This is a genomic window from Bacillus sp. AY2-1 (assembly GCF_008368965.1).
In the GTDB taxonomy this organism is placed as follows: domain Bacteria; phylum Bacillota; class Bacilli; order Bacillales; family Bacillaceae_G; genus Bacillus_A; species Bacillus_A thuringiensis_S.
This window is the reverse complement of record NZ_QPEL01000012.1, coordinates 39,781-51,250: the sequence shown is the minus strand read 5'-3', so window position 1 is coordinate 51,250 and position 11,470 is coordinate 39,781. Positions and strand designations below refer to the sequence as shown.

Genomic DNA, 11,470 nt, shown 5'->3' with positions numbered 1-11,470 from the left:
CAATTTAACTATTGATTAAGGAAGTATTAAGGAAATATATTTATAGTAGAAGCAAGTTTGCAGACGAAATATAGGATATATGTTATTTTAATACAAATAGTTTTTTTGATGCGGGGTGAAATTAATACATAGAAAAGAGGGAATGAATTGAAGTATGGTTCTACACTTTTTCATCTTCCGAAAAGAAGTATATTAATTTCTAGCATTATAAGTAGTATGGTGACTTTATTAGTAATAACTATGCTGTTTATGATTTTAAAGGTTTTTAATTTAGACATGATGAAAGATCATTTAAATCAAAAGCTTGTTTTAAGTGTTATGATGATTTTCATATGGGGCATAACATTTTATATTACGCATTTCAATAAAAAAGAGATGTCTATACCTAGGGTATCCCTGCGAGTGCATTTTATATTATTTTTGCTAGCTCATGCAGTAGCATTATTTTATATTGTAATGCAAGTTAATATGAGTTTCATAGAGACAATGAATTGGATTTACATTTATAATATGCAGTTTATATTAAGTTTTGTAGTAATTTATGCAATATATATTCTTGTATATAATTTAATAGGTAAGGTTTTTCTAAGTATGGTTTTATCTAGCTGTACGTTAGTCATTTTAGGTATTGTGAATTATTTGAAGCTTATTTTCAGAGGGGATCCGTTATATCCTTCTGATTTCACACAAATTACGCATATGCAATCTGTTATACCGATGGTGATGGACTATTTTAGCTGGAGTTATATTTTAATCATTATCGTAAGTATCGTAGCTTGTATTGTAGCAGGGATATATATGAGAAGGTATATTCAAAATGTAAAGATTCATCTAGGAATAAGAGCCTTATTAGTAGTAGGATCTATTTTTGTTCTATATGCGTACGGTAATTTTGCGAATACATTTATGAATAAAGTATTTAAAAAATCAGGTGTAGATTTTGTTTTGTGGAATCAAAATGAGAACTATGCTTCAAATGGTTTTGTACTGGGGTTTATTAGCAATTTAGATACAACAGTTATGGAAAAACCAAAAAATTATTCTAAAGAAAATATGCTTCAAATAGCAAACGATATAAAAAAACAATATAGTGGAAATATAGGGAACGAAAAGAAAAAAGAGAAACCGAATATTATTTTTGTAATGAGTGAATCGTTTTGGGATCCGACGAAAGTAACCAACCTTTCTTTTAGTGAAGATCCTGTACCAAATTTACATCATTATATAGAAAACTTTCCTGGTGGACAAACTATTTCTCCTACATTTGGGGGAAATACGGCGAACGTTGAATTTGAGGCATTAACGAGTTATTCAATGAGTTTGTTAAAGCCAGGTTCTATACCATATCAGCAGGTTATTACAAATAAGAAAGAAATTCCATCAATCCCGACGGCTTTGAAAAAAGAAGGCTATTACACAAGTGCAATTCATTCATTTGGACGCACATTCTTTAAACGTGATGATGTATATAAGGTGTTAGGATTTGATAAGTTTAATGCAGAGGACACGATGGAAAATGTGGATATTGATGGAGATTATATTAGTGATTTAGCGATGAGTGAAGAGATAATTGCTGAGTTAGAGAAACAAAAACAACCTACATTTATTCATGCAGTTACGATGCAAAATCATTTTCCATTTACAGAGGGCCGATTTGGTGAAAATCTAATAGAAATTAGCGGGCTAGAAAATGAAGAATCAAAGGGAGAATTAGAGACGTATACAGAAGGGTTAAGACGTTCAGATGAGGCTCTTCAATATTTAATAGAGCAACTAGATAATTTAGATAGACCTACATTATTAGTATTCTTTGGAGATCACCTTCCATCATTAGGAACAAATAAATCTTTTTATAAAGAAAATGGGTATATAACGAATGAAAAAACACCGAGTGAACGTTTAGCAATGGCGCAAACGCCGCTATTAATGTATGCAAACTTTGATATGCCAAATGATAATTTAGGTTTAGTAAGCCCAATTCATTTTTCTAATCTTATTTTTGATTATGCAGGATTAAATAAATCCTCATTTTATCAATTTTTATCGGGACTTTACAAGGAAATACCAGTGCTTAGAGATGAATTAAAAGTTGATAAAAATGGGGAAGTAATCAATGATTTAACAAAGAAACAAAAAGAAATGTTAGAGCAATATAAAATGCTTCAATATGATTTACTCGTTGGAAATCAATATAGCAAAGAAATCCTCTTTTAATAAAAGAAACAAAAAGAACTTGTATAACGATACAAGTTCTTTTTTCATAGTATTTAACGGGGTAACCAGACAAGCTGGGTTTAGGGAGTATTACTTGTACATTTAGTATATATGAAAATGTAATCGTTTTATTTGTATATTTGTGAGAAATGTGTGAATTTTATGTTTTGTAAAAAATCGATTATGTTAACTTTCAATCTTGTATTGCAGTTGTTATGCATGTAAAAATTTTATCAGTTCTTTATTTAATTCATCCGCTTGATCGATTGGTGAACCATGGCCACTATTTGTAAGAGCATGTAACTGAGAATTTTTAATTCGTTGTTGCGTAAGCCCAGCACTTTTGTAAGGAATTAGTTGGTCGTGAACGCCGTGGAAGATTTTTGTTGGGACGTTAATTTTATTTAAATCTTTCGTTACATCTTCATTTGCAGCTGCTTGTAAAATTTTGATAAGGGCATAAGAAGCGGACTGCATACCGAGATAAGAAAACCATTCAAGGGTTGCAGCTCCTAAGTTTCTATTGAAAAAGGATAAAGATACATCATTTAAAAATTTTGGTAAATTAGCATACATTTGATTAATGAGAGCATCTGCTTGTTCTTTCGGTACACCGTAAGGAGACTCTTGATTTTTAACGAAAGAGGGGGAGACAGCGTCAATTAATGCGAGCTTAGAAATGCGGCGCCCATTATAGCGAGACATATAGCGAATAGAAAGAGCACCACCAACTGAGAAACCGACTAATGTAGCGTTCTCTACTTGGAGTGCTTCTAGAACAATTGCGATATCATCGGCTAATCGATCATACGTGTAACCAGTCCATGGCTTATCAGATTGCCCATTCCCTCGTATATCCATGGCGATACAGCGAAAGCCATGCTCTGGTAAAACATTGAGTTGATATTGATACATTTGATGATTTAAAGGCCATCCGTGAACGAAGAAAACAGTCTTACTACCTGGACCAGGATTAACGTCTTGCACAAAAATATGCACATCTTTCTCGACAGTAACAAACATAAATGTCCCCCTATTTTATGAATATGCTCTATCCCAAAAGCGTTGTTTTGTCATAGCTTTAATAAATTCATTTGCTAGTCGCGTAGGGTCTTGTTCTATTAAAACACCAGGCTTTCCTTCTATATTTAAAGATTGAATAATAGAAGAGCCGTTTTGGAAGGAGCCAATCGGCTTAAAGTGATTATATGATTCTACGACAAAGGAACTTGCTTTGTTAAGAAAATGATCATCCATCTTTCCGCCGATAAGAAGTAATCCATCATAAAGGAGTGGTGAGCCTGTTAAGAAAGTATCATTTACTTCCCAATGTCCATTTGACGTTCCCTGCACTATGCCTAATCGTTCGGAAACGATCACTGGTTGAAGACCTACTTGTTTGAACTGATTTATTATATATTGTGCGCTTGGCCCATCATATCCATTTGCAACAATGACACCTACTCGTAATGTATTAGGACTAAAGGTCGTATTTGCCATACTGAGTGCTGGAGATGATTTTGTAACGTTGGATTCTTGCACATTTGGGACTTTTGCTCCGAGAGCTTCTGCAACTAAAGTAGCCAATTCTGTACTAATATGTCCAATCATATCAACGACTTGTTGGCGGACAGATTTACTTTTGACTTTTCCTAATTCAAAGGAGAAAGCTTGTATAATATGGATTTTTTCGACGTGACTCATACTATTCCAAAATAAACGAGCTTGAGAGAAGTGGTCTTTGAAGCTAGCAGCAGTTTCCCTTGTTTTATGACCAGATACAGTAGAAGGATATGTAACGAACCCCCCTTTTGTCCCAGGTACAGTATAAGGAGAATTATTTGCTAAGGAATTGTTATGGTAGGCAACGTTTCCTTTGTCGATTATATATTTAGACGCACCATCTCTTTGATTGTTATGAAATGGGCATATTGGACGGTTAATCGGTAGTTCTTGATAATTTGTACCAACGCGTGCTAATTGTGTGTCTGTATAAGAAAAGAGTCTACCTTGTAAGAGAGGGTCATTGGTAAAGTCAATACCACGAATGATACTTCCAGGGTGTAGTGCCACTTGTTCAGTTTCAGCGAATACATTATCTACATTGCGATTTAAGGTCATTTTCCCAATGATTTTAACGGGAAAATCTTCTTCAGGCCAAATTTTCGTTGCATCTAATATATCGAAGCCGTATTTAAATTCGTCCTCTTCTTCTAAAATTTGAATGCCAAGTTCGTACTCAGGATAGTTTCCAGCATTAATATTTTCCCACAAATCACGGCGATGGTAATCTGGATCAGCACCACCTAGTTTTTGTGCTTCATCCCAAATTAACGAATGAACGCCGAGCTTTGGCTTCCAGTGGAATTTCACGAATCGTGACTTTCCATTTTTATTAACGAAACGAAATGTATGAACGCCAAATCCTTGCATCATTCGAAAGCTTCTTGGAATTGTACGATCGGACATAATCCACATCATCATTGCAGCTGATTCTTGATTATTGGCGATGAAGTCCCAAAAAGTATCATGTGCTGTTTGTCCCTGTGGAATTTCATTATGCGGCTCTGGTTTAAGGGCGTGAATAAGATCAGGGAATTTAATGCCATCTTGAATAAAGAAAATGGGAATATTGTTTCCTACTAAATCAAAATTTCCTTCTTCTGTATAAAATTTAACGGCGAATCCTCTTACATCTCGATTCGTTTCATTTGCTCCTTTTGATCCAGCTACTTCAGAGAAACGAATGAAAAGCGGTGTTTTTTTTGAAGGGTCTTGTAGAAAATGGGCCATTGTTAGCTCTTCTAAAGATTCATATAACTCAAAAATGCCATGTGCTCCGTATCCTCGTGCGTGAACGACTCGTTCTGGAATTCGTTCACGGTCAAAGTGAGAAAGTTTTTCTCGCATAAGGAAATCTTCTAGAAGGGTAGGGCCACGATCTCCAGCTGTTAAAGAGTTTTCATCATTTGAAATTTTAACACCTGTATTTGTTGTCATCTCCTTTCCTTCATTTTCACGCGTGAAAGATTGGAGTTGTTCTATCTTTTTATTTTTTTTGCCGTCCATAAAAACACCTCCCATAATATACGTATTATTGTTTATGGTTTTTATGCTTGTATATAGCATGAAGATGTTGCATCGTTGGGATGATTTTCCTCAAATGTGCGATTTATCTTTGTTTGTCTATGAAAATCATTTATTATAATAAATGGTATTCTTTGAGATGTTATTTTGAAGGGGTGTTGAAGTGAAAGAAAGTTTTCTATCATATAAAGAAGAAGAAAGGAATGCAAAAATCCTTTTATGGGTGTTATATGTTATTGTTATTGTATATCAAATTTTCTATGCAATTGTATTAGACAATAAATCAATAATGGATAAGGGATACAACATAGTATGGCAAGTTATTTGCGGAGTAGCAATACTGTGCGTGAATATATATTTAGTGAAAAAAGAGAAGGCAAACCTTGTTAAATATGCATGGATATTTGCATACATAGGGATAGAAATCGCTAATATATTTTCGTATATTTTTTATAATAAGGCGGCGTTTGATGCGACAAATATAATAGAAATTATTCTCATTTTCTTTGTACCCATATTTTTAAATAAAAAATTTTATGTAATCTTACTTTCTTCTATTGTAGGAAAATATTTAATTTATTTATTTGTATTAGAGGAAATAAAAGCATTTATGTTCCTTATTATGTGTACACTTATGTTAATAGCTGCATATATCATTTTAAACCGATTTTTACAATATCTTTCAGCTGTAAAGGAAAGTATTGCGATTGCTAGTGAATCACAAAAATTAGCAGTAATCGGAAAAATGGCAGCGACGGTTGGACATGAAATTAAAAATCCACTCGCTTCATTAAAAGGATTTACGCAATTACAAAGAGAGAAGCATGAAGAGGATCCTGTTTATAAACGTATGATCTTTGAAATAGAAAATATGAATAATATGATAAGTGAGTTGATGGAAGTTGCTACATGCAAGCCTTCTATTTATAAGAAACATGATCTGGGAAAAATTGTATTACAAGCAACAACAACTCTTCGCGAAAAAATGAATGAATTAAATGTGCAGCTTATTTCTAATGTGGGAGAACAAACAATAGAAGTTGAATGTGATGAACGAAGAATAAGAGGAGTCTTTCTATATACGATAAAAAATGCTTTAGAAGCAATGGAGCAAGGTGGCATATTACATTTACGGTTAGAAAATAAAGGGAAAGAGTATGTGATGATCAGCTTAATTGATAATGGTCATGGTATTAAGCAAGAAAACTTAGCCCGTGTTACAGAGGCCTTTTATACAACGAAACAAGATAAAATTGGTCTGGGTCTTACAGTAGCGAATCGAATTGTCGCCGAGCACCTTGGTGAGTTACATATTTCAAGTGAAAGAAATACTGGAACGAGAATAGACATTATTCTGCCAAGGAAGTGTGGAAATACTGAAATTCAAGTGGAAGAAAAGCTAGGAGTTACCATATGAATAAAGGCTATATATTTAAAAATGAAGAAATAAAGGCGTTGAAAGTATTTTTAAGTTTATTTTTTATTATATTTTTTGTGTATGATCTTGCCTATGAATTTATCGTACCTTTAATCGCGGGAGAGCAAGAAGGCGTAGGAAAGTTTGAAGATGGTTTAGGTTTATGGCTTTACTTTTTGATGGTAGTATTGTTTTGCATTGGAATATACTTTATGAAATGGAAGAATGTTTTTGCGGTAAAGTATATTATTCTAATTGGCTATAATGTATTAGATTGTATCCACAACATTATGATTTATTATGGTAGCGATGCGGAATTTGACGGTGGAAATATAGTAGAAGTATTTTTTATTTTGTTTGCACCAATCTTTGTGAATAAAAGATATTTCTGGTTAGTTCCAGCGATACTTGTCGGGAAGTACGCTTTTACAGGAATCATTATTCAATCTTCTCTCGTTTTAATCCCAATGGCATTATATAGTGTATTTACTATTATATGTTGGATTATATTTTTGAGGGTTCAGTCTTACGTTCGTACGCTTGAGATGATGGACAAAGAAATAAAACAAACAGAAAAGCTAGCAGCTGTTGGAAAGATGGCAACGGTTATTGGTTATAAGATTAGAAGACCTTTAGCAAACTTAAAAAAACTTGTGAATAAACAAGCAGACAAGCATCCAGAGGATAAAATTTATAGTGATATTATGAAACAAGAAGTAGATCGGATTCATATAATTGCTACAGAACTTAGTGGATTTGAGAAATCTAAATCACTAGAATCAGAAACTCATAACATACAAGAAATTATCTCTTATGTTATTCGAGTTATGGAAAAGCCTGCTTTAAAACAAGGAGTCCACATACAAGGTATTTACAGTAAAGACTTACCATCAATTACATGTGATGAAAAACGATTAAAACAGGTCTTTTTTAATTTAATTAAAAATGCAATTGAAGCAATGTCAGTTGGCGGAACAATTACGATTAAAGTTACTGTAAAAGAAGGAATCATCGTTCAAGTGAAAGATGAGGGATGCGGCATTCCGAAAGATAAAATTCCAAAGTTAAACGAAGCCTTTTATACAACGAAAGAAACAGGAACTGGTCTAGGTTTAGTAGTTACAGAAAAAATTATTAAAGACCACAACGGTAAAATGAGTTTTGAAAGTGAAGTTGGGGTTGGAACGACGGTTGAGGTTATGTTACCACTGCATTAACTACAAAAAACATCACTTATTTGGAAGTGATGTTTTTTTATTTTATCCCGCTATTTGCCGGGCAGCCCGATTGGTGAGGGCTGATTAAAGTTTCACTTTATCTATAAAGAATGTATGATGTGTTTTTAATATCAAAATGTTTTTTGAAAGTTTTCATTATGGATTTTCCGGGGGGAATTTAGACTATAAAAATTAATTATTTTTTTCTAAAAAAACTATTTTCTTTTTTGGGTTTTAATGGTATATTCAAAACACGATAAATAAATTCCTATATTTGGCACACTATTCGAAAGGATAGGTCGCAAAGCTAAGAGTCTAAAGTAATGAAAATTACTATGATAGTCTGGTTGCAGTTTGGATTTTCACACATAGTTGTATGTATGAAAATCGAAGAGGCAACTGGACTTTTTGTTTTCTCAAAAAAAAATAAATGGGCACACTGTTCGAAAGAATAGGTCGCAAAGCTAAGAGTCTAAGGTAATGAAAATTACTATGATGGTCTGGTTGCAGTTTGTATTCTCACACAAAAATAAATGGGCACACTGTTCGAAAGAATAGGTCGCAAAGCTAAGAGTCTAAGGTAATGAAAATTACTATGATAGTCAGTTTGGATTTTCACACATAGTTGTGTGTATGAAAATCGAAGAGGCAACTGGACTTTTTGTTGTCTCAAAAAAAATAAATAGGCACACTGTTCGAAAGGATAGGTCGCAAAGCTAAGAGTCTAAGGTAATGAAAATTACTATGATAGTCTGGTTGCAGTTTGGATTTTCACACATGTTGTGATATATGAAAATCGAAAAGGCAACCAGGCTTTTTATTTTTTCAGAATACACATTATGATTGTAAATTTAGTCGATTAATACATTTAATGTTCGGAATATTCTGTACATAAAAAGCGAGGGAGGGAAGTACATTGCAAAATCAAATAGGGAAATTTGGGCGTATACTTCTCGCTGGAGGAATATTATTTACACAAGTTGGTGTGCTAGACTACTCTGCAACGAAAGTTTATGCGGTTACAAATGACGAGCAAGGACGTTTTATCGTTCATATGGATAAACAAGAAATAAAAGTTGATGAAAATGTAGTATTAAAGATTACAAATACAAATAAACAAGATGCTAATATCGAGCTGAAATTATCTAATGAGCAGCTCTTTAATGAAGAAGAAACGAAAAAAATGAATGAAAATAATAAAGCGATTCAAAACATTTCAGTAACAGAAGATCACATTGTAAAAATTGAAAAGAATGAACAAAGTAATTCTATCGGTGACGTATATGTAGTCATTCAAATGAAAAAAGCTGGAGAGTACAAATTTGAACCGATAGTGAAGTTTGAAGGTAATGAAAAGAAAATTGAATCTCCTTCTCTACATGTTGTAGAGAAAAAAGAGGCTTTAAATGTAGCTATTTCTGATGAAAATCCAAAGGCTTCAGAGGAAGTTGTGAAAAAAGAAAAAAATGAAAAAGTAAAAGTATCGGAAGAAAATAAAAAACAAGAAATAAAGCCTACTAATGCTGAAGTTCCAAAAGAAACGAATACTTTAGAGAAAGAAAAGGTTAATGAAGAACTCGTATCAAAGGAAAATGAATTAAAAGAGAGCAATAAGGTAAACGAAAATAATCAGGAATTACCTGCTATTCAAGCTGAGAAGGTATTAAAGAGCCAATCTCTACTAGCTGCTAGTCCTGTTACAAGTATTCTTAGATATCCAAATGTAAAGGTAATAAATAATAGAACAGGTGAAGGGCCTTCTATCCCGGGTAAATATGCTTTTAGATTTGTTTGGAGCCCACAAGTAACATATGAGGTAAAGGGTAGTAGCAATGACAGAACTGGTCAAAGTCAATATACATTTAGAAATTCAAATAGAGAACAGTACGTATTAGTAAAAAAAGCTGGTGAATATCAAGGGAAATGGATTGATGTCCGTATTAATATTCACTCTATGACAGCTTCATCTGTAGATGTTAAAACACCAATAACTAAAGGTGATGCAAAAAACTTTTTACAATTATATGGGAACGGAAGGTCAGGACAAACTTATAATGCTTCCTTTGAATTTTATGAACACGGAACAAGTAAAAAAGTACCATTAACGGCAATGTGGAATTTCAAAAGGATAAATAGTTATAAAAATGTAACGTTACGTAATGATGGTAGTCATTTAACGAATTTATACGTGTATGATACGAGTTCAATTAGGTATCAAGACAAAGGGAATAATAAAATAGAGTTTTCTGGAACAGCAGGCCCAGTAGCTACTCCAGAAGCAGATATGACAATTACATTTGATAATTTAACAGAACTACCGCTAGAAGTTAGATTAAATGCTTCAGGTGTTAATGTATCATACGACCAATTAGCGATTGCACAAATTGAAATTCCAGCTCCAAGTGTAATAGGAGATATCGTGGAAGATAATTCCCGTCAACTTTCTTATAAGGTATATCAAAATATGCCTGCTCAATCGAAAGATATTCACTATGCGAAATCTTTTGTATTAGAAAGTGAAGTGAATAAGGATTTTACTGTGAATGATGTTTCCATTCAAGATGTGGAAAGTGGAGATGATGTAAGTAGCTTCTTTGATATTAGCAGGAAAAACAATAAGGTCACTGCGGTTGCGAAAGCAAATGCGCTAAAAACAGAAGAATTCAACGGGAAAATTTACGAGATGACAATTACAGGTTCTCCTGTAAAAGGTGCTGATGTAATGAAATATTATAAAGATGGTTATCTTGAAATACCGGTGTCAGCTAAAAACTATTTAGATGACGATAAGAATGGGCAAGATAGTAATCGAGATGGAATCGCAAAAATAAGGTATAAAGGTATTCCGACTGGGAAACCAGTCCCACAAAAAGTAGTGCAAGGAACAGATTTAACAAAAATGGATATTTCTAAATTTGTGACAGATTTATCTGTAGATACGAATTTGGATGTAGATAAACCAATATCAGTAATGAAGTTAATCAATATTCCGGATACAAAAACAATAGGGAATCATACTGTAACGGTTGTAATTGAAACGAAGCAAGGTGTACAAGCGGAGATTCAAGTACCGGTTACTGTCGTTGATGGGACTTTAAAGTTAGTAGACGTACCAAAAGAAATTACCTTTGGAGATGTAACAATTCCATCGAAAACAACGACATACACACCGAAGGCGATTTCAAATTCTTTAAAGGTAACCGATAATCGTGTTAAAAAGCAAAAATGGAGTGTATATGTAAAGGAAATTACACCATTAACTTCAGCGCAAAATGACACATTGACGGGAGCATTGATTTACAAACGAAATGGAAAGGATACACCTTTAAGTAATTCTAGTATAGAAGCATTCTCGTATACTTCTAAAAACGACGAGGAGGTTTCATTAAATTGGAAGGAAAACGAGGGAATTCATTTACAAGTAAAACCAGGGCCGAATGTCAAAGCAAATACAAAATATGCTGGACAGCTAGAATGGACATTAACCGATGCTCCTCTCTAAAAATATATGAAATATATAAATTTTAGAAAGGAG

Annotated in this window: 6 protein-coding genes and 4 riboswitches; of the genes, 4 read left to right on the top strand and 2 right to left on the bottom strand. The window is 33.3% G+C overall.

Translation table 11 applies throughout. The features are described 5' to 3' along the window. Positions 1–147: 147 nt before the first annotated feature. On the top strand, positions 148–2,214 hold the full coding sequence (locus tag DN403_RS02065) for an LTA synthase family protein (protein WP_000873641.1): 2,067 nt from the start codon (positions 148–150) through the stop codon (positions 2,212–2,214). Between the two features lie 213 nt (positions 2,215–2,427). Here DN403_RS02065 and DN403_RS02060 read toward each other — a convergent pair whose 3' ends face one another. Both DN403_RS02060 and DN403_RS02055 read right to left on the bottom strand, forming a co-directional pair. Next, positions 2,428–3,237 (bottom strand): alpha/beta fold hydrolase, encoded by an 810-nt coding sequence (locus DN403_RS02060; protein WP_098829224.1) that lies wholly within the window; start codon positions 3,235–3,237, stop codon positions 2,428–2,430. Positions 3,238–3,252: 15 nt separating this feature from the next. Further along, complete coding sequence (locus tag DN403_RS02055; protein ID WP_000348754.1) at positions 3,253–5,283, bottom strand: catalase; 2,031 nt, start codon at positions 5,281–5,283, stop codon at positions 3,253–3,255. Positions 5,284–5,464: 181 nt separating this feature from the next. Between DN403_RS02055 and DN403_RS02050 the strand changes: the two genes are divergently transcribed. From DN403_RS02050 to DN403_RS02040, 3 genes are all read left to right on the top strand, one after another. Then, a complete protein-coding gene (locus tag DN403_RS02050; RefSeq protein WP_149185283.1) occupies positions 5,465–6,718 on the top strand; it encodes an ATP-binding protein in 1,254 nt (417 codons plus the stop codon). Continuing rightward, the gene (locus tag DN403_RS02045) at positions 6,715–7,935 is read left to right on the top strand and encodes an ATP-binding protein (protein ID WP_001032631.1); all 1,221 of its coding nucleotides are present in this window, start codon (positions 6,715–6,717) and stop codon (positions 7,933–7,935) included. Before DN403_RS02050 ends, DN403_RS02045 begins: the two co-directional genes overlap by 4 nt. Positions 7,936–8,201: 266 nt before the next feature. Then, positions 8,202–8,290: riboswitch (cyclic di-GMP riboswitch) on the top strand. A 68-nt stretch (positions 8,291–8,358) separates the two neighbouring features. Then, positions 8,359–8,447: riboswitch (cyclic di-GMP riboswitch) on the top strand. A 14-nt stretch (positions 8,448–8,461) separates the two neighbouring features. Next, a riboswitch (cyclic di-GMP riboswitch) is annotated at positions 8,462–8,549 on the top strand. 61 nt (positions 8,550–8,610) lie between these two features. After that, positions 8,611–8,699, top strand: a riboswitch (cyclic di-GMP riboswitch). Between the two features lie 152 nt (positions 8,700–8,851). Then, positions 8,852–11,437, top strand: a complete 2,586-nt coding sequence (locus DN403_RS02040) for a WxL domain-containing protein (protein ID WP_098506037.1) — start codon at positions 8,852–8,854, stop codon at positions 11,435–11,437. The last annotated feature ends 33 nt before the right edge of the window (positions 11,438–11,470 follow it).